Here is a 17,736-nt window from a genome sequence, read left to right on the forward strand (position 1 = left end):
ATTCTAACGAAGGAGTTTACGACATGGACGCAGAAGCCGCAAAGCTGCTCGGTGCTGGCCTGGCCGCCATCGGTGCGGGCATCGCCGCCCTCGGTGTGGGCAACGTGTTCAGCGCATTCCTCGAAGGCGCGCTGCGCAATCCGGGTGCCGCTGATGGCCAGCAGGGTCGTCTGTTCATCGGTTTCGCCGCTGCGGAACTTCTGGGTCTGCTGGCGTTCGTTATCGCCATGATCCTGGTGTTCGTGGCCTGACACGGTTCGGACGCGGGCAGGGCGGTATCGTGTCGCCCCGCCCGCATCCCCTTAAATTGACCGCGCCCTGATCGGACGGATAGATATGCCTCAAATCGCGCAAATTGCCGAAACCTACTCCAGCCAGATTTTCTGGTTGCTGTTGACCTTCGGCTTCGTGTTCTTCGTCATCGGCCTCGGCATGGTGCCCAAGGTTCAGGGTACGGCGGACGCGCGCGACGCGAAGATCAGTGGTGATCTGGACGCGGCCAAGGCCGCCTTCGCCCGCGCCGACGAAGCGGAAGCCGACTATCGCGTCCGTGACGCGCAAAGCCGTGCCGCCGCCCAGGCGACTCTGGTTCAGGCCAAGGCGCAAGCCGCCAAGGCATCCGAAACCAAGCTCGCCGCCGCCGATGCCGAAGTCGCCGCCAAAATTGCGGCCGCCGAAGCCCGGATCAAGGCCGCAAGCGACGCCGCTCTGGCAGAAATTGAAACCGTCGCTGCCGATGCGGCACGCGACATGGTGGCCCGTATCGCTGGCGTGCAAGCCTCGGACGATGCAGCCCGCAACGCAGTAAAGGCGGCACTGGCCCATGGCTGAGGCAGCAGCACAGCATTCGGCGGAAACGCCCCCGACCCTCGACCAGGCGATCCATGCCGAAGGGATGGAGCCGGTCGGCACCGTCGCGCATGAAGGCGTCGCGCCCCACACCGATCCCAAAGCGGTCGGCATGGACGCTACCGCTTGGGTCAGCCTGGCCATGGCCGCCTTCATCGCCATCCTCCTGTTCAAGAAGGTGCCGGCACTGATCGGCAGCGTTCTTGACGGTCGGATCGCGCAGATCAAGGCGCAGCTTGCCGAAGCCTCCAAGCTTCGCGCGGAAGCCGACGCGCTCAAGGCGGAATATGAGGCGAAACTTGCCGCTGCGACCGGAGAGGCCGAAGCGATGCGCAAGTCCGCTGAGCATGAGGCCGAAACGCTGCTGGCCGATGCCCGCACCAACGCCGCCGACCTGGTCGTCCGCCGCCAGAAAATGGCCGAGGACAAGATCGGCGCCGCCGAACGCGCCGCGATCACCGCGATCCGCGCCCGCGCCGTCAACGCCGCGACGACTGCGGCTGCCAGCTTGATCGCCCAGGGCCATGACGCCAAGGCAGACAAAGAACTGGTGGATGGTGCCATCAAGGGACTCGGCCCGGTCGTCTGACCGAACGACGCGAGACAAAACGAAAAAGGGCCGGGCGCAACCCCGGCCCTTTTTCGTTGGCGCACCAAAATCCTCCCCTGCAAGGGGAGGTGTCGACGCGAAGCGTTGACGGAGGGGTGTCGCCCTCTCGATAAGGTGACACCCCTCCGTCTGGCCTGCGGCCAGCCACCTCCCCTTACAGGGGAGGAATTCCTATAGTCCTTAACCCCAACCGCACCATTGCGATCCCCGCCCGGCACGCTATCTCATCCCCATGTCGCAACCCCAATCCCCCGACCGTTTCAATGAGGACAAGGCCAGCTACACGGTCCGCGGGTCCGGCACGCCCGACCTTGACGTTGGTGTGGAGGCGATCCGCACCACGTTGCGCACGCTGCCGATCCGGCCCGGCGTGTACCGGATGCACGACGCGCGCGGCGATGTCCTCTATGTGGGGAAGGCGCGCGCGCTCAAGAATCGCGTCGCCAATTATACCCAGGTCGACCGGCTCCCCCGCCGCCTGCAACGCATGGTCTCCCAGACCCGCTCCATGACCATCGTCACCACCAACAGCGAGGCGGAAGCCCTGCTGCTGGAGGCGCAACTCATCAAGCGTTACCGCCCGCCCTACAATGTCCTGCTGCGCGACGACAAAAGCTTTCCCTTCATCCTGCTACGCGAAGATCATGCCTTCCCCCGCGTCCAGAAGCATCGCGGCGCGCGCAAGGCGAAGGGCCGCTATTATGGACCCTTCGCCAGCGCTGGCTCGGTCACCCGCACCATCAACGCGCTGCAAAAACTCTTCCTGCTGCGCTCCTGCACCGACAGTTTCTTCGCCAACCGATCGCGCCCCTGCCTGCTCTATCAAATCAAGCGTTGCTCGGCCCCCTGCGTCGATCGGATCGACCCGGAAGGCTATGCAGAACTGGTCCGCGATGCGCAGGATTTCCTCGGCGGCAAATCCACCAAAGTGCAGCAGAAACTCGGCACCGCAATGCAGTCGGCGTCCGACGCGATGGATTTCGAGCAGGCCGCGGTCATTCGCGATCGTCTGAAAGCGCTGACTTTCATCCAGGGGTCGCAGGCGATCAACGCGGAAGGGTTGGGCGACGCCGATATTTTCGCGCTGGCGCAAAAGGGCGGGGCGATGTGCATCCAGGCCTTTTTCATTCGCGGCGGGCAGAATTGGGGCCATCGCAGCTTCTTCCCGGTCCACACCAATGAAGTCGCGGAAGATGAAGTGCTGGCCAGCTTCATGGCCCAATTTTACGAGGAAGTACCGCCGCCCAAGCTGGTCCTGACCGACCGCGCGCCCGCCGAATGCGAATTGATGGCGCAGGCGCTGACCGAACGGATCGGCAGCAAGGTCCGCATCGAAGTCCCCCAGCGCGGCGATCGCACCCGCCTGATCAAGCAGGCGCAACGCAACGCAGTGGAGGCGCTCGACCGCCGCCTCGCCGAAACCACCAGCCAGGGCAAGATACTCGACGAACTGGTCGAAACCTTCGGGCTGGATGGCGTCCCCGACCGCATCGAAATCTACGACAACAGCCATATTCAGGGCGCCCATGCGTTGGGCGCGATGGTCGTTGCCGGACCCGAAGGCTTCCGCAAAAACGCCTATCGCAAGTTCAACATGAAGAATCCCGAAATCTCCAACGATGATTTCGCGATGATGCGCGATATGTTCGAGCGCCGCTTTGGCCGCGCGCAACGCGAGGACCCTGATCGCGACAGCGGCGAATGGCCCGATCTGGTCCTGATCGACGGCGGCAAGGGCCAGCTATCGGCCGCCCGCGCGATACTGGAGGAAATGGGCATAGAGGATGTCACGATGATCGGCGTCGCCAAAGGCCCGCATCATGGCCGCGACGGGCGGGAAGTGTTCCACCTGATGGATGGCCGCGAACTCATGCTGCCGGTCAATCATCCCGTCCTCTTCTATCTCCAGCGCCTGCGCGACGAAGCCCACCGCTTCGCCATCGGCGCCCACCGCGCCAAGCGCAGCAAGGCGATCACCGTATCGTCGCTCGACGAAGTCCCCGGCATTGGCCCCGCCCGCAAGAAAGCCCTGCTCATGCACTTCGGCACTGCCCGCGCCGTCCGCGACGCCGCGCTGGAGGACCTGGCCCGTGCGCCGGGGGTTTCGACGGCGGTAGCGCAACAGGTCTATGATTATTTCCACGGCTGACGAAGGACGCCGTTAAGCATGGCGTGAAAGCAGGCTTTAAGCGGTGACTGTTACCCTCCCGATATCCGAGAGAGGGAAACCGATGCGCCACCGCCTGCTGTTCATCCTACCGCTGCTGTTGCTGGCGCCATCCGCGCACGCGCGCCAGGTCACGCCAATCCAGCCATTGGCCCTGGCGGCCGGTCAGCCGGTGCGAATTACCGGCATGGATGTCGTCTTCGCGCCGGGCATATTGGAGGAACTGGCGGAAAGCGACGCCAAAGCCGCGAACAAGCGTGCGGCTGCGGGCCTGCCGCCGCTCGATCCCGCCAGCTATCCGACCGGTCCGCAGGATGGCGCAGTTTATGCGACCTTGCCCTTCAAACAGATGTTCCCGCTGGTCATCCGCGACGTCACCCGCGACTGGAAGCTGGACAATGGCACGCCGGTTACGCTGCGCATCACGCTGGACCGCTTGAAAACCGCGGATGCCGCGATGGCCATATTGGTCGCCTGGAGTTCGGACATGCTGGAAGGCACGGTTGATGTACTGGACGCCGCCAACGGCGCATCGCTGGGCAGCTTTCGCGTAGAGGTGAAGAACACCCATGGTGGCTGGGGCGGGATGCTGATCCGAGGCGGCGGCATCCGAGAAAAACTGGCTGAAGAGTTCGGGCTCGAAGTGTCGCGTTACATCGCGGGCCGCAAGAAGAAAGGCTGACGCCGCTCACCCGGCTCAACCAAAGCTATCGCAGCTGTCCGGTGACGGGTAGAGCAGGGCGATGCCCAGCCTCACCACATCCGCCATCGTCTGCGCCGTGCGCCAGCACGGCGAACATGGCGCGATTGCGCGGCTGCTGACGCCCGATCATGGCCTGATCGCTGGCTATGTGCGCGGCGGGCGATCCCGCGCGATGCGCCCGGTGCTGCTGCCCGGCAACGCCGTCGCCGCCACCTTCCGCGCCCGGACGGAGGATCAGCTTGCGGGCCTGACCGTCGAACTGGCGCACAGCCGCGCGCCGCTCCATGCCGAACCCTTGCCCGCCGCCGCGATCGACTGGGCCTGCGCGCTGACCGCCATCGCCCTGCCCGAAGGCACGCCCTATCCCGCGCTCCACTCCGCGCTCGACGGCGTGCTGGGTGCGGTGGAGGCGGCCCCTGCGGCGCGTGGCTGGGCGGTGGCGCTGGTGCGCTACGAATTGCTGCTGCTCGCCGAATTGGGCTTTGGCCTGGACCTCTCGCGCTGCGCCGCGCTGGGCGATGCCGATGACCTTGCCTATGTCAGTCCGCGCAGTGCGGCGGCGGTCAGCCGGGCAGGAGCGGTGGGCTATGAAAGCCTGCTCCTGCCGCTCCCGCCGTTTCTGCTGGAGGGCGGCACGGGTGAATGGAGCCAGATATTGGATGGCCTGCGCCTCACCGGCTTCTTCCTCGAACGCTCCATCCTCACCGACTGGCGTGCCGACGTGCTGGCCGCACGGGAAAGGCTGGTCGATCGGCTCAAAAGAGCGGTTGCGTGAAGGGGATCATGCCCATAAGCGTCCCCCATATTTTCCGTCATTCCCGCGAAGGCGGGAATCCATCTCCGGCCCTCTCCACAGGCGCGCGGTTGGGAGATGGATCCCCGCCTTCGCGGGGATGACGCTCGGTTGAGGATAGGATGAACATGCTCATTGCCCTGTTTCCCGGAGACGGCATCGGTCCCGAAATCGTCGATCAGGCCAAGCGCGTGCTGGATGCGCTGGCGATTGACGGCCTGACCTATGAGCATGGGCTGGTCGGCGGCACGGCCTATAAGGCGGTCGGCCATCCGCTCCCGCCCGAAACGCTGGACCTCGCGAAGCGCGCAGACGCCATCCTGTTTGGCGCAGTGGGCGATCCTGATTGCGACGCGCTCGAACGGCATCTGCGCCCCGAACAGGCGATCCTGGGCCTGCGCAAGGAACTGGGCCTCTTCTCCAACCTGCGCCCGGCCAAGGTGTTTCCCGAACTCGCCGGTGAATCGGCGCTCAAGCCCGAAGTGGCCGGTGCCATCGACCTGCTGATCGTCCGCGAAACCAATGGCGACGTCTATTTCGGCGAAAAGGGCTTCCGCACCACCGCCGACGGCCTGCGCGAAGGCTATGACATCATGTCCTATAACGAAGCCGAAGTGCGGCGCATCGCCCATAGCGGCTTTCAGGCGGCCCGCGCCCGTCGCGGCAAGCTCTGCTCGGTGGACAAGGCCAATGTGTTGGAAACCAGCCAGCTGTGGCGCGACGTGGTGATCGAGGTATCGGCGGACTATCCCGACGTGGCGCTCAGCCATATGTATGTGGACAATGCCGCGATGCAGCTGGTCCGCAACCCCGGCCAGTTCGACGTCATCGTCACCGGCAACCTGTTCGGCGACATATTGTCGGATCAGGCGAGCATGTGCGTCGGCTCCATCGGGATGCTGGCGTCTGCGACCCTGAACGGCAGCGGGCAGGGGCTGTACGAGCCGATCCACGGCTCCGCCCCCGACATCGCCGGCACGGGCAAGGCCAATCCGCTGGCCACGATCCTGTCGGCGGCGATGATGCTGCGCTATTCACTGAACATGCCCGAACAGGCTGACCGGATCGAGACGGCGGTAGCAAAGGCATTGGCCAATGGCGCGCGCAGCGCTGACCTGGGCGGTGCCATGAATACGGTTGAAATGGGGGATGCGGTGCTGGCGGTCCTCTGACCGCCGGCCGCATCCCTTAAGATTTTGCTGCCCCGTCGTTCTAAGTAGAAAACGGGGACGCACCTATGTCGATACTATTGAAGCAGGATCATGAAGCCTTACGGGTCATGATGCAGGAATTCGCGCACATCATGCGAACCAGCGGCATCGAAGCGCTGCCGGATATAGCGCGCAAGCGCATCGCTTTTTCCCAATTGTTCCGTGAACATATGGGGCGGGAGGATGCCCGTGCCCTCGACCTCCGCGATGGCCATCTGGCGGCGCAGGCCGATCCGCTGTTGCGCGAACATGGCCGGGCGATCCGTGCCCTGTTCCTGCGCTACAGCGATCATGTCAAATATTGGACGCCCACCCTGATCACGCAGGACTGGAACGGCTATCTCGACGCAGTTCTGGCCCTGCAAGGCGAACTGGCCGAACGGATGGCGTGGGAAGAACGGAACCTGCATCCGCTGATGGATGCGCAGCCACGTCGGGCGGCCTGATTGAAGGCCAATTCGTCGGCAAAGGTTCTGTCCTGGTCCCGGCGCGGCAGTTAGAGCGTCGGGATGACCGACTTCTCCCTCGCCTCGCTCCGCTCTGCCGCCGCGATGGTTCATGCCCAGGTCCCGCCCACCCCGCAATATGCCTGGCCGCTGCTGGCCGCGCGCGCCGGGTGCGACCTGTGGGTCAAGCATGAAAATCACACTCCCACCGGCGCGTTCAAGGTGCGCGGGGCGATCACCTATATCGACTGGCTCCGCCGCACCCACCCGCATGTCACCGGCATCATTACCGCAACGCGCGGCAATCACGGCCAGGCGCAGGTCCGCGCCGCCACCGCAGCGGGCCTCAAGGCCACTATCGTCGTCCCCCACGGCAATGCGCTGGAAAAGAACGCCGCGATGCGGGCATTCGGTGCAACCCTGATCGAACATGGCCACGACTTCGACAGCGCCAAGGCAGAAGCGCTCCGCCTGTCTGCCGAACAAGGGCTGTTCATGGTCCCGGCCTATCATGACGAGCTGGTGCGCGGCGTCGCCAGCTATGGCCTGGAACTGTTCGATGCGGTGCCGGATCTCGATACCGTCTATGTCCCGGTCGGCTGCGGCTCTGGCCTGTGCGGCACGATCGCCGCGCGCGACGCGCTGGGCCTCACCACCAAGGTGGTCGGCGTCGTCTCCGCCCATGTCGATGCCGCCAAACGCTCGTTCGAGGCAGGCCGGTTGCTTGCCAGCCCCACGGCCTACACTTTTGCCGATGGCGTCGCCGTTTGCACCCCGGTGCAGGCCGCGCTCGACTATTTCGGTCCTCGCGCCGATCGCTTCGTCGCCGTTACCGACGATGAAGTCGCCGCCGCGATCCGCCATTATTGGCAGGACACCCATAATCTGGCCGAAGGGGCAGGGGCCGTTGCGCTGGCCGCCGCGCTACAGGAAAAGGAGGCGATGCGGGGCAAGAAGGTTGCAGTTATCCTGTCGGGCGGTAATGGCGACATGAGCCAGATGGCGGAAATATTGGGCGGCGCTACCCCGGTGGTGCGGCAAGACATGCGGAAAGCGATATGAAGCGGAAAAGCGGTCAAAACCCGGATATCACCAAGAACTGGAAGCCAGCGACGCTGGCGATCCGGGGCGGCACCGCGCGCAGCGAATGGGGCGAAACCTCCGAAGCGCTCTTCCTGACCAGCGGCTACAGCTATGACCGGGCAGAGGACGCCGCCGCCCGCTTCGCCGGTGACCAGCAGGGCATGACCTATTCGCGCCTCCAGAATCCGACCGTGGAGATGCTGGAACAGCGTATCGCTTTGCTCGAAGGGGCAGAAGCCTGCCGCGCCACCGCCACCGGCATGGCCGCGATGACCGCTGCCCTGCTGTGTCAATTGTCTGCGGGCGACCATGTCGTCGCGGCGAAGGCGGCGTTTGGCTCGTGCCGCTGGCTGACTGACACGCTGCTGCCCAAATTCGGGATCGAAACGACGACGATCGACGCGCGCGACGCTGCCGCTTGGGAAGCCGCGATCCAGCCGAATACCAAGGTGTTTTTCTTCGAAACCCCGGCCAATCCGACCATGGATGTGGTGGACCTTCGCTCCGTCTGTGCCATCGCGAAAGCCCATGGCATAACCTCCGTTGTCGATAACGCCTTTGCCTCGCCCGCGCTCCAGCGGCCGATGGAGTTCGGCGCGGACGTCGTTGCCTATAGCGCGACCAAGATGATGGACGGGCAGGGCCGGGTGCTGGCGGGTGCGATCTGCGGCACGCGGGAGTGGATCGACAATGTCCTGCTCCCCTTCCACCGCAACACCGGCCCGACACTCAGCCCCTTCAACGCCTGGGTGGTTCTCAAGGGGCTGGAAACGCTCGACCTGCGCATCCGCCGCCAGAGCGAAAACGCGCTCAAGGTCGCCGCCTTCCTCGAAGGCCGCGTCGCCAAGGTGCTGTATCCGGGCCTGCCAAGCCATCCCCAGCACGCGCTGGCCATGTCGCAGATGGACATGGCTGGTCCCATCTTCTCGCTCTATGTCGGCGGAGGCCGGGCAGAGGCGCATGGCCTGCTCAATGGTCTGGAACTGGTCGATATCAGCAATAATATCGGCGACTCGCGTTCGCTCATGACTCATCCAGCCTCCACCACCCATTTCGGCATGGCCGAAGCGGCGCGGCTGGAAGTCGGCATTACCGAGGATATGCTGCGCCTGAACGTGGGGCTTGAAGATGCCGACGACGTGATCGCCGATCTCGATCGTGCGTTACGCACGATAGGGCGTTGACGGGAGGCATCGGCCAAGCGCATCTCATAGTCATGAACGCGCTCTTCCCCTTCCACGCGACGACGCGCGACGTCATCGTCCATGTCGCCGTTTCCTTCCTGCCCGAACAGTCGGAGCCGGACCGGGGCCGCTGGTTCTGGGCCTATCATATCCGCATCGAAAATCAGGGCGACCTGCCGGTGCAATTGCTGACTCGCCACTGGATCATCACCGACGGGCGCGGCGCCCAGCATCGGGTCGATGGCGACGGCGTGGTTGGTGAGCAGCCAGTGGTGCAGCCGGGCAAAAGCTATGACTATGTGTCCGGCTGCCCGCTCAATACGCCGACCGGCTCGATGACCGGCAGCTATCAGATGATCGGCGTTGGCGGCGAAACCTTCGAAGTCGCGATTCCCCATTTCGCGCTCATTGCTCCGGCGGTCGCCGAATGAAGCGCACCCATTTGCCGCTTAACGGCCTGCGCGTGCTGGACGCGGCGGCCCGGCACCTGTCCTTCACCCGCGCGGCCGACGAACTGGCCGTCACGCCCGCCGCCGTCGGCCAGCAGATTCGCGCGCTGGAGGATCTGTTGGGCGTCGTCCTGTTCCGCCGCACGCCCAAGGGGCTGGAACTGACCCCGGAAACCGAAGGTGGCCTGGACGCCCTGCGCGCCGGCTTCCTGGAATTTGAGGAAGCCGTCCGCGCGATGCAGGCGGGCCAGTCCAGCAGCGCGCTGACTATCGCCGCGCCACGCGACATCACCGCCAAATGGCTCCAGCCGCGCCTCGCCGCCTATGCCGCCAGCCAGCCCGGCCTCACCTTCTCGCTGGTCGCGGCGGACGACATGCTCGATTTCACCGAAGCCAATCTCGATCTCGCCCTGCGCCTGTCCGGCACGGTTGGCGAGCATGAGGGCGTGAAGCTGGGCGAATCGCTGTTCGTCACGGTGGAAGCGGCCAATGGCGGCCCGGACCAGCGCATTGCATGGCCCGGCTGCCCGTCGGACGATCAGCCCGCTGCGATCCGCGTCGCCGACGGTGGCCTCGCCATCGAAGCCGCCGCCACTGGCTTTGGCCGCGCCAGCGTGCCCTTGCTGTTGGCGCAGGCAGACCTGACCGCCGGGCGCATCCGCGAGGTGGGCGATCCCGTGCCATCGCCGCTCTCCTACTGGCTGATCGCCCCGCTACCACAATGGCGCCAGAAAAAGGTCAAGGCGCTGGTCGAGGCGCTGCTAAGCTAAAAGCGGCATTTTTCTAACATCCGTTCGTTTCGAGCGAAGTCGAGAAACGCTGGACACAGGTTTCTCGACGTAGTTTATCCTGAGCGCCTGCCGCAGGCGGGCCGTCGAAGGGCTCGAAACGAACGGGCATCGGCATTACCTTACCCCACCTCGTCCGGTCGCAACCGCCGCAATTTCGGCGCGGTCGCCATTTGCGCCGCATCCTTGATGTCCACCCGTAAATCCTCGCGCATCTGGTGGATCGACGCGATCACCGGTCCCATCGCCACGCCCAGATCAACGAGCGCCGTCTCGGCCAGTTGCAGCGAGCTTTCCAGCGTCTCCGGCACCGCATCGCTTGCGCCAGCCCTGTAGAGTTGCGCGGCATGATCGGTATCGCGGGCGCGCGCGATGATCGGCAGGTCGGGCACCCATCCGCGCACCCGTCTGGTCAGCCGCACCGACAGTACCGGATCATCCATCGTCAGGATCAGCGCGCGGGCATGGCCCAGCCGCAATTTGTCGAGCATCTCCACCCGCGCGACGTCGCCGAACAGGATGGGGTAACCCGCCCGCCGGGCCTCGGCGACGACATCAGGGTCCGATTCGACGACGATGAAGCGCTGCTTGTGGGTCTTGAGCAGGTCGCACACCATCCGCCCGACCCGGCCAAAGCCGATCACGACCGCCGCCGCCTCGACATGCTCTTCGCTGGCTTCCGGCAATTCCTCGCCCAGCGCCATTTCCAGGCGTCGGGCGATATCATGGCCAATCCGCGCCAGCAGCGGCGTGATGGTCAGGCCAATGGCCGTGACGATCTGCCAGAAGGCCGCAGTCGATGGCAGGATCAGCTGCGCTGCCGCCGCCGTCGACAGCACGATCAACGTGGTCTCCGACGGGCTGGACATCAGCACGCCCACTTCCAGCGCCACGCCCTTGCGCGCCCCCGAAAAATAGAGCAGCGCCGCGGTCACCAGCGTCTTGGCCAGCACCACGCCCATCACCGCCAGCAACAGGCTCGGCCAGTTGGCCAGAATGACGCGAATGTCCAAACTCATGCCGACCGTGATCAAGAACACACCCAGCGCCAGCCCCTTGAACGGCGCGGTTATCACCTCAACCTCGCCATGATAGTCGGTCTCGGCGATCATCAGCCCCGCCAGCAGCGCCCCGACGATCGGGGACAGGCCGGCAATCGACGTCGCCAGGCTGGAGACGATAACGACCAGCAGGCTGGCGGCCAGAAACACCTCCGGGCTTTTGGTCCGCGCCGCCTGGCTGAAAATATGCGGCAGGAACACGCGGCCCAGCACCAGCATGATGGCGATGGTTATGCCCCCGCGCATCAGCGTGTTCATCATCTCGCCCCACGCCCCGTCGGGACTGGCCGCGACGGACGGCGCCAGCGCACCCAGCATGAAGATGATCGGCACCAGCGCCAGATCCTCGAACAGCAGCATGGAAAAAGCTGCCTTGCCGACCGCGCTCTGCGTCCCGACCATCGGCAGCACGACCGCCGTGGAGGACAGCGCCAACGCCAGGCCCAGCCCGACCGCCCCCGCCGTCGGCTGCCCCAGCACATATAGCCCCAGCGCGATCAGCGCCCCGCTGCCCAGCAACTCGGCCGCACCAACCCCGAACACCTGATTGCGCATCGTCCACAGCCGCTTGAAGCTCAGCTCCAGCCCGATGGAAAACAGCAATAATATGACGCCCAGCTCGGCAAATGGCTCGATCGCCGCGCGGTTGGAAATGGTGACATGATAGAGCCAGGGATATTGCCCGACCAGCGAACCCAGCCCGGCCGGCCCGACTGCCAGCCCGACCAGGATGAACCCGATCACCGGACTGATCCGAAACCGCGCAAAACCGGGAATAACCAGCCCCGCCGCGCCCAATATGACGAGGGAGTCACTAAAACTATTGGGATCAATCGCACCGGCCATACCCGCATCATCGCGGCAAGCGGGCGGAATATCCAGCCTTTTGGTAGAAAAGCAGAATTGCTGGTTTCAGCTCGTCATAATGGTGCGGACGGCGGGACTTGAACCCGCAATTCCAGGGGAAGGCGGATTTTAAGTCCGCTGCGTCTACCGATTTCGCCACGTCCGCGCCCCGCTTCCCTGACGGCTGGCGCGGATCAGGTCAAGCGGCTGTAATCAGCTTTCGCCCTTGACGTTCAGCCGTTCGCGCATTTCCTTGCCCGGCTTGAAATAGGGGACGCGCTTGGCCGATACCGGCACCTGCTCCCCGGTGCGCGGATTGCGCCCGGTCCGTGCGTCGCGCGCGCGGGTGGTGAAAGCGCCAAAGCCGCGCAGTTCCACGCGGCCGCCCGATGCCAGCCGGTCGACAATCTCGCGGAAGAAAAGATCGACGATCTTCTCAACCTCCGCAAGGTTCAACCCCGGATTTTCGTCAGCCAGTTTCTGGATCAATTCCGAACGGATCATTGGTTCTCCAGCGCCCCTCTGCTGTGCCCCTGTCTTGCATAGAGATTCGGCAAGGCGTTGACAATGATGGAACAAGAAGTTCGTTTCGTTTCCAGAAACATATGCAAAAGCCCGCCGGAACCTGGGTTCCGGCGGGCTTTTGTTCGCTACAAGGCGGAAAGGCCTTAGCCTTCGGTCTTGGCTTTGAGCGCTTCGCCCAGAATGTCGCCCAGCGACGCGCCGCTGTCGGACGAGCCATACTGCGCCACAGCCTGCTTCTCTTCGGCGATCTGCATCGCCTTGATCGAGAAGGTCGGCTTCTTCGCACGGTCGAAACCGGTGATCATCGCGTCGAACTTCTGGCCGATCTGGAAGCGTTCCGAACGCTGTTCGTCACGGTCACGGCCCAGGTCGCTGCGCTTGATGAAGCCGGTGGCGCCATCTTCGCCAGCCTGGACTTCCAGGCCGCCGTCGCGGACTTCAAGAACGGTCACGGTGACGATCGCGTTCTTGTTCAGGCCAGCCGCTGCTGCGGTGGTGCCGCCCGCAGCCGGACCGCCACGCTCAAGCTGCTTCATGCCAAGGCTGATGCGCTCCTTCTCGACGTCGATGTCCAGAACGACCGCCTGCACGGCTTCGCCCTTGCGATGCAGCGCGAGCGCGTCCTCGCCCGATATGCCCCATGCGATGTCGGACATATGGACCATGCCATCGACGTCGCCGTCCAGGCCGATGAACAGGCCGAACTCGGTTGCATTCTTGACTTCGCCCTCGACGGTCGAACCGATCGGGTGACGCTCGGCAAAGCTGTCCCAGGGGTTCGACTGTGCCTGCTTGAGGCCCAGCGAGATGCGGCGCTTTTCGGGATCGACTTCCAGAACCAGAACTTCGACTTCCTGGCTGGTCGAAACGATCTTGCCGGGGTGGACGTTCTTCTTGGTCCAGGACATTTCCGAAACGTGAACCAGACCTTCGATGCCCGCTTCCAGCTCGACGAACGCACCATATTCGGTGATGTTCGTGACGCGACCCGACAGCTTGGCGCCGATCGGGTATTTCGCGGATGCGCCTTCCCAAGGATCGCTTTCCAGCTGCTTCATGCCGAGCGAGATGCGCTGCGTGTCGCGGTTGATGCGGATGATCTGCACGCGGACGGTATCGCCGATGTTGATCATTTCGTTGGGGTGGTTGATGCGCTTGTAGCTGAGGTCGGTGACGTGCAGCAGGCCATCGATGCCGCCCAGATCAACGAACGCACCATAGTCGGTGATGTTCTTGACGACGCCTTCGATGATCTGACCTTCGGCCAGCGTCTGGATGAGGCCGCTGCGCTGTTCGGCGCGGGTTTCTTCCAGGATGGCGCGACGCGACACGACGATGTTGCCGCGACGACGATCCATCTTCAGGATCTGGAAAGGCTGCGGAATGTCCATCAGCGGGGTGACGTCGCGCACGGGGCGGATGTCGACCTGGCTGCCGGGCAGGAATGCCACGGCACCGTCCAGATCGACGGTGAAGCCGCCCTTGACGCGACCGAAGATGACGCCTTCGACGCGCGCGCTCTCGGTGAATTCGGCTTCCAGCTTGTCCCAGGCGGCTTCGCGACGGGCGCGGTCACGCGACAGCATGGCTTCGCCATGGGCGTTTTCGACGCGGTCGACATAGACTTCGACTTCGTCGCCGACCTTGATGTCGGCCTTCTGGCCCGGCATCGCAAATTCGCGCAGCGGCACGCGGCCTTCGCTCTTGAGGCCTACGTCGATGACGGCCAGGTCGTTTTCGATGGCGGTAACGGTGCCCTTGACGACGCGGCCTTCAAAGCCGCCGTCCTCGCCACCGAGGGAATCATTGAGAAGCGCGGCGAAATCGTCGCGCGTGGGGAATGCCGTAGAGGCCATGGTTAGTCCTTCATACATCATTGCTGGCCAACCGGTTGTATCCGATGGTCTTTGGCCAAAACACGCGCAGGACCGAATATCCAACGCGTATCCAGCCGGTTAGAGGCTTGGGAACGCGCGGCCGTGAAAAGCGAAAAGGGCGCGTGGTAAAACCGCGCGCCTTGACGGGTCAGCCTTTTGAGCGACCTTCAAGCTGGGCGTCCACAAGCGCAATTGCCCGCTGGACGGCCGCGTCTATAGTCAAATCGCTCGTATCTAGCAAGTCTGCACCATCGGCGATTTTCAGCGGGGCATGGTCGCGGCTCATGTCGCGCGTATCGCGCGCCTGAATGTCGGCGATCAGGCTGTCCATATCGGGATGCCCGCCCTGCGCCACGCCATCCTTGTAGCGGCGCTCGGCCCGCACATGGACGCTGGCGGTGACGAAGATCTTGGCGTCGGCATCGGGCGCGATCACCGTACCGATGTCGCGCCCGTCCAGTATCGCGCCGCCCGGCTGGGTCGCAAAATCCCGCTGCCGCGCGATCAGCGCATCGCGTACCGCCTGATGCACCGACACGCGGGAGGCAAGGCTGCCCACCGCTTCGCTGCGCAGCGCCGGATCGGTCAATATCTCGTCGCCAAAATCGCACGCGGCCAGCGCATCGGCCTTGATATCCGGGTCGCCGCCGCGTTTCAGCACCGACAGGCCGACCGCGCGATAGAGCAGCCCGGTATCAAGGCAGGGCAGGCCATAATGGCGCGCCAATGCCTTGGCGATCGTCCCCTTGCCCGACGCGGCGGGACCATCGACAGCTATGATCATCGGGCCTTGCCTTTGCGGATCGTGTTGCCAAGGCCGATCACGGCGATCGCCGCCCAGACAATCTCCAGCGCCATCGACGCCAGATTGAAATGAATGGTGAGCGAAGCGATCAGCAGCAGCGACCCCACCAGATTGAGCAGGTTGAACCAGATGAAGTTCAGCTCCCTGGCGATATTACTATAGGCATAGGCGACGACCATCAGCCCGCTGCCCAGCAACCCGACGATATTGGCCCAGTCCAGCGTCACGCTGCCGCCCCCAGCGTCCGCAGCAGCGGCACGAAGGTCGGAAAACTGGTCGCGACCGGCGCCATATCGTCGATCGTCACACCATCGCGCGACACCAGCCCGGCCACCGCAAAGCTCATCGCGATCCGATGGTCCAGCTTGGTCGCGATCGGCCCACCCCCTGCTAGCAATGCGCCGCCATTGCCCTCGATGATGATGCCATCCTCCAGTTCCTCGACGCTGACGCCGATCGCGCGCAGCCCCGCCGCCATGGTTGCGATCCGGTCCGATTCCTTGACCCGCAACTCCTCCAGCCCGCGAAACACGCTGCGCCCCTGCGCCAGCGCGGCGGCGATGAAGGCGACCGGATATTCGTCGATCATGCTGGGCGCGCGCGCCGGGGCCGGTTCAACGCCGTTCAGCGCTGAAGCGGTCACCACCAGATCGCCCACCGGCTCGCCACCAACCTCACGCGGGTTAATCACCTCGATGGAGCCACCCATCTCGCGCAACAGGTCGATCAACCCCGCGCGCGTCGCATTCAGCCCGACATTGGCGATCGTCACCTGCGATCCCGGCACCAGCAACGCCGCGACCATCGGAAAGGCCGCCGACGACGGGTCGCCCGGCACCACGATCTGCTGCGGCTTCAACTCCGCCTCGCCGACCAGCGTGATGATCCGCGTCCCGTCCGCCTCAACCTCGACATTCAGCTCTGCGCCGAAGCCGCGCAGCATCCGCTCGCTATGGTCTCGCGTCGGGATCGGCTCGACCACGCGGGTGATGCCCGGCGTGTTGAGACCCGCCAGCAATATCGCGGACTTGACCTGCGCCGATGCCACCGGCAGCCGATAGTCGAGTGGCACGGCAGGGCAGGCGCCCCGCATCGTCAGCGGCAGCCGATCGCCCGGACTGGTGGTGAAACTCGCTCCCATCCGCGCCAGCGGCTGCGTCACCCGCGCCATGGGCCGCTTGCTCAAGGATGCGTCACCCACAAAAGTCGCGGTCAGGTCATGACTCGCCAGCAACCCCATCAACAGCCGCGTCGACGTGCCGCTATTGCCCATGTCGAGCGCGGTTTCGGGCTGGAGCAGCCCGCCTACGCCCACGCCATGGATATGCCAGATACCGTCCGCGTCGCGCTCTATGTCCGCACCCATCGCCCGCATCGCAGCGGCGGTGGCCAAGACATCCTCGCCCTCCAGCAGCCCTTCGACCCGGCTTTCCCCCACCGCCAGCGCCGACAGCATCAGCGACCGATGGGAAATGCTCTTGTCCCCCGGCACGGTCACGCTGCCCGACAGGGCAGGGGCGGCGGCGAAGGTCATGGGGGTCGGTGATGGGGAAGAGGCAGTCACTAAAGCGTTCCGATCATGTCGGGGGCGAAAAAATGCGCCCGGCTTTTGACAGCGCCGTCCCGCTATGGCAAGGCGCGCGACGTTTCGCGGGCAACTTCACCGTTGCGCCGCGTAGTTGTTATTTGAGCATCAAAAAAGGATTAGGCCGGACATGGTGAAGGCTGAATGGGGCACGAAGCGGACTTGCCCGAAATGCGCCACGCGCTTCTATGACCTGGGCAATGACAACCCGGTCGTCTGCATCAACTGCAACGCCGCCTGGGAACCGGAACCGGTGCTCAAGTCGAAGCAGCCGCTCCCTTATGAGGAAGCGCCCAAGAAGGTGATCGAAACCGCAGATGGCGAGCTGGAAACGGCTGACGACGATCTGGACCTCGACATCGACGTCGATGATGACGGCGATTCGCCCGACAATGACGTCGATCTGGGCGGTGATGACGACCTGGGCGTCGAAGCCGCCAGCGACGACGACGCGGACGACAATTAAGTCATTTTGTTCTTGCCAAGGATGGCGCTGCGACCTAATGGCAGCGCCTCCGAAGCGCCGGACCCAAACGGCGCTTTAGCGATGGAAATGGGGCCTTAGCTCAGCTGGGAGAGCGCCTGCATGGCATGCAGGAGGTCAGCGGTTCGATCCCGCTAGGCTCCACCATTCCTACATTGGCCGCCGGTTTTGCCGGACATGGCATGATCCATTGGGATGCGGCATTGCCGCACCGGATGGGGCCTTAGCTCAGCTGGGAGAGCGCCTGCATGGCATGCAGGAGGTCAGCGG

Annotated in this window: 19 protein-coding genes and 2 tRNA genes; 14 read left to right on the forward strand and 7 right to left on the reverse strand. The window is 64.4% G+C overall.

What is annotated here, in order from left to right:
* Positions 1 to 23: 23 nt before the first annotated feature.
* The 12 genes from ACODSR_RS01670 (at position 24) to ACODSR_RS01725 (ending at position 10,265) form a co-directional block, all read left to right on the forward strand.
* Complete coding sequence (locus ACODSR_RS01670) at positions 24 to 251, forward strand: F0F1 ATP synthase subunit C (protein WP_006961951.1); 228 nt, start codon at positions 24 to 26, stop codon at positions 249 to 251.
* An 85-nt stretch (positions 252 to 336) separates the two neighbouring features.
* Complete coding sequence (locus tag ACODSR_RS01675; protein WP_119748243.1) at positions 337 to 831, forward strand: F0F1 ATP synthase subunit B family protein; 495 nt, start codon at positions 337 to 339, stop codon at positions 829 to 831.
* On the forward strand, positions 824 to 1,438 hold the full coding sequence (locus ACODSR_RS01680) for a F0F1 ATP synthase subunit B family protein (protein ID WP_489073108.1): 615 nt from the start codon (positions 824 to 826) through the stop codon (positions 1,436 to 1,438). Before ACODSR_RS01675 ends, ACODSR_RS01680 begins: the two co-directional genes overlap by 8 nt.
* Before the next feature lie 253 nt (positions 1,439 to 1,691).
* On the forward strand, positions 1,692 to 3,608 hold the full coding sequence (uvrC, locus tag ACODSR_RS01685; RefSeq protein ID WP_489073110.1) for an excinuclease ABC subunit UvrC: 1,917 nt from the start codon (positions 1,692 to 1,694) through the stop codon (positions 3,606 to 3,608).
* A gap of 82 nt (positions 3,609 to 3,690) precedes the next feature.
* Positions 3,691 to 4,308 (forward strand): hypothetical protein, encoded by a 618-nt coding sequence (locus ACODSR_RS01690; protein ID WP_489073112.1) that lies wholly within the window; start codon positions 3,691 to 3,693, stop codon positions 4,306 to 4,308.
* Between the two features lie 61 nt (positions 4,309 to 4,369).
* Entirely contained in the window at positions 4,370 to 5,104 is a 735-nt protein-coding gene (recO, locus tag ACODSR_RS01695) for a DNA repair protein RecO (RefSeq protein ID WP_489073114.1), read from the forward strand.
* A gap of 146 nt (positions 5,105 to 5,250) precedes the next feature.
* Positions 5,251 to 6,294 carry a 3-isopropylmalate dehydrogenase gene (gene leuB, locus ACODSR_RS01700; protein WP_489073158.1) on the forward strand — a complete coding sequence of 348 codons (1,044 nt, stop codon included), beginning with the start codon at positions 5,251 to 5,253 and terminating at the stop codon, positions 6,292 to 6,294.
* A 65-nt stretch (positions 6,295 to 6,359) separates the two neighbouring features.
* Positions 6,360 to 6,779 (forward strand): hypothetical protein, encoded by a 420-nt coding sequence (locus ACODSR_RS01705; RefSeq protein ID WP_489073116.1) that lies wholly within the window; start codon positions 6,360 to 6,362, stop codon positions 6,777 to 6,779.
* A 63-nt stretch (positions 6,780 to 6,842) separates the two neighbouring features.
* Positions 6,843 to 7,841 (forward strand): threonine dehydratase, encoded by a 999-nt coding sequence (locus tag ACODSR_RS01710; protein WP_217675133.1) that lies wholly within the window; start codon positions 6,843 to 6,845, stop codon positions 7,839 to 7,841.
* Positions 7,838 to 9,046, forward strand: coding sequence for a trans-sulfuration enzyme family protein (locus ACODSR_RS01715; RefSeq protein ID WP_489073118.1), 1,209 nt, complete (start codon positions 7,838 to 7,840; stop codon positions 9,044 to 9,046). The genes ACODSR_RS01710 and ACODSR_RS01715 overlap by 4 nt, the downstream gene beginning before the upstream one ends.
* Before the next feature lie 32 nt (positions 9,047 to 9,078).
* The gene (gene apaG, locus ACODSR_RS01720) at positions 9,079 to 9,477 is read left to right on the forward strand and encodes a Co2+/Mg2+ efflux protein ApaG (RefSeq protein ID WP_489073120.1); all 399 of its coding nucleotides are present in this window, start codon (positions 9,079 to 9,081) and stop codon (positions 9,475 to 9,477) included.
* The gene (locus ACODSR_RS01725; RefSeq protein WP_489073122.1) at positions 9,474 to 10,265 is read left to right on the forward strand and encodes a LysR family transcriptional regulator; all 792 of its coding nucleotides are present in this window, start codon (positions 9,474 to 9,476) and stop codon (positions 10,263 to 10,265) included. The genes apaG and ACODSR_RS01725 overlap by 4 nt, the downstream gene beginning before the upstream one ends.
* A gap of 140 nt (positions 10,266 to 10,405) precedes the next feature.
* Here the strand turns inward: ACODSR_RS01725 and ACODSR_RS01730 are convergent, their stop codons facing one another.
* The 7 genes from ACODSR_RS01730 to aroA all read right to left on the reverse strand — a co-directional run bounded on the left by ACODSR_RS01730 (position 10,406) and on the right by aroA (position 16,931).
* Positions 10,406 to 12,190: a cation:proton antiporter domain-containing protein gene (locus ACODSR_RS01730; RefSeq protein WP_489073124.1), complete on the reverse strand. Its 1,785-nt coding sequence runs from the start codon at positions 12,188 to 12,190 to the stop codon at positions 10,406 to 10,408.
* A gap of 80 nt (positions 12,191 to 12,270) precedes the next feature.
* Positions 12,271 to 12,356: transfer RNA gene (locus ACODSR_RS01735), tRNA-Leu, on the reverse strand.
* Positions 12,357 to 12,403: 47 nt separating this feature from the next.
* On the reverse strand, positions 12,404 to 12,694 hold the full coding sequence (locus ACODSR_RS01740; RefSeq protein ID WP_006961926.1) for an integration host factor subunit beta: 291 nt from the start codon (positions 12,692 to 12,694) through the stop codon (positions 12,404 to 12,406).
* Positions 12,695 to 12,858: 164 nt separating this feature from the next.
* Positions 12,859 to 14,571 (reverse strand): 30S ribosomal protein S1, encoded by a 1,713-nt coding sequence (gene rpsA, locus ACODSR_RS01745; protein WP_119748291.1) that lies wholly within the window; start codon positions 14,569 to 14,571, stop codon positions 12,859 to 12,861.
* Between the two features lie 169 nt (positions 14,572 to 14,740).
* On the reverse strand, positions 14,741 to 15,376 hold the full coding sequence (gene cmk / locus ACODSR_RS01750) for a (d)CMP kinase (RefSeq protein ID WP_489073126.1): 636 nt from the start codon (positions 15,374 to 15,376) through the stop codon (positions 14,741 to 14,743).
* Positions 15,373 to 15,624, reverse strand: a complete 252-nt coding sequence (locus ACODSR_RS01755) for a CBU_0592 family membrane protein (protein WP_489073127.1) — start codon at positions 15,622 to 15,624, stop codon at positions 15,373 to 15,375. The genes cmk and ACODSR_RS01755 overlap by 4 nt, the downstream gene beginning before the upstream one ends.
* Complete coding sequence (aroA, locus tag ACODSR_RS01760; RefSeq protein WP_489073128.1) at positions 15,621 to 16,931, reverse strand: 3-phosphoshikimate 1-carboxyvinyltransferase; 1,311 nt, start codon at positions 16,929 to 16,931, stop codon at positions 15,621 to 15,623. The genes ACODSR_RS01755 and aroA overlap by 4 nt, the downstream gene beginning before the upstream one ends.
* Before the next feature lie 181 nt (positions 16,932 to 17,112).
* On the opposite strand from aroA, the gene ACODSR_RS01765 reads away from it, so the two are divergent.
* A complete protein-coding gene (locus tag ACODSR_RS01765; protein ID WP_119748216.1) occupies positions 17,113 to 17,448 on the forward strand; it encodes a TIGR02300 family protein in 336 nt (111 codons plus the stop codon).
* Between the two features lie 89 nt (positions 17,449 to 17,537).
* Positions 17,538 to 17,613, forward strand: a tRNA-Ala gene (locus ACODSR_RS01770).
* Positions 17,614 to 17,736: the final 123 nt, after the last annotated feature.

The sequence above is a fragment of the Sphingobium sp. FG125 genome (genome assembly GCF_057809795.1).